Annotated in this window: 1 protein-coding gene; it reads right to left on the bottom strand. The window is 64.9% G+C overall.

Annotation, left to right across the window (positions count from 1 at the left end; all coding sequences use genetic code 11):
• Nucleotides 1-614 (bottom strand): DUF817 family protein (locus tag BRAS3809_RS25925; protein ID WP_035658619.1); only part of this gene is annotated, 614 nt, incomplete at its 3' end.
• Nucleotides 615-1,178 lie beyond the last annotated feature (564 nt).

Raw genomic sequence — 1,178 nt, 5'->3', positions numbered from 1 at the left:
AGCCGCAGATCCAGCCCGTAATGGTCGGTGAAGAAGTTGAGATAGACCGCGGCGCTCAAGGCGATCAGCCAGCGCCGTGACGGATGGCCAGTGAAGCGGAAATCGAACAGCCGCCAGACCCGGCAGAGATAGCTGCCGATGCAGGAATACATGAAGCCGGAGAACAGCGGCACGCCGCCGAGCCGGATCAGGCTCGGCTCGGGATAGATCCACGAACCGGTCGCGGTCTTGAACAGCTCCATCGCTGTGCCGACGAGATGATAGACGAGGATGACCTTGGCCTCTTCCCACGTCTCGAGCCCGAGCGCGAGCAGCGCGACCTGGACGCCGAGCATGCAGAGGAAGAGGAAATCGTAGCGGGCGAGCGACGCATGGGCTGGATAGAACCGCCACGTCGCCAGCATCAGCACCACCGCGATACCGCCGAACAGGCAGGCCCAAGCCTGCTTCACACCGAAGCGGAGGAATCCGTAGAGGAAGGCGGTGCTGGGCGTGGCGGACGCGCGGGCCGCGAGGCGGGCTTCGGCGGCGATGAAGGGACGGAGCGGCGGCCAGATGGCGGCGGCGCTGGAAGTGTTGTCTGACGAGCGAGATGACGTTCTGTCGTGCTGCATCGAGGGCGGGTCCGTGGAGGACCTCATGCGTAGCAGCGGCGTCCCACGCCATGTCAGTGGAAAAATCCGCTTTCTCCCGGAGCAATGCGGACAAGTGCGGACGCGCATGACCTCGTGCGCGAACGTTCGAAAGTCGCGACTGACAACGAACGCGGTGCCAGTGACTGCGCCCTCTCCCCTTGCGGGAGAGGGCATGTCGGATAGCGCCGCAAATTCGCTCGGGTGAGGGGTATGTTTCCACGAGCGCCACTCGCGGAGATAGACCCCTCACCCAACCGCAGGCGCTGATAGGCCGTACATGCCCTCTCCCGCAAGGGGAGAGGGCGCTGTATCGCGCAGCGGATGCTGCTGTACAAGCAACGAAAGTCCGTAGGGTGGCAAAGCGACGCCGCGGGCGGCGCGTGCCCACCATCAGCAGAGTTGCGCGTGAGCGGTGGGCACGACGTCCGTCGTCTCGGAGCGAGCCGATAAACTACGGACGCGCCTTGGCCCATCCTACAACTCACCACGAACGCGAAGCCCGTGACTGCGCCCTCTCCCCTTGCGGGAGAGGGCATGTCGGAC

This window comes from Bradyrhizobium sp. STM 3809 (assembly GCF_000239795.1).
Lineage (GTDB): Bacteria > Pseudomonadota > Alphaproteobacteria > Rhizobiales > Xanthobacteraceae > Bradyrhizobium.
The sequence above is the reverse complement of the archived record's forward strand: the minus strand, read 5'-3'. Positions and strand labels throughout refer to the sequence as shown.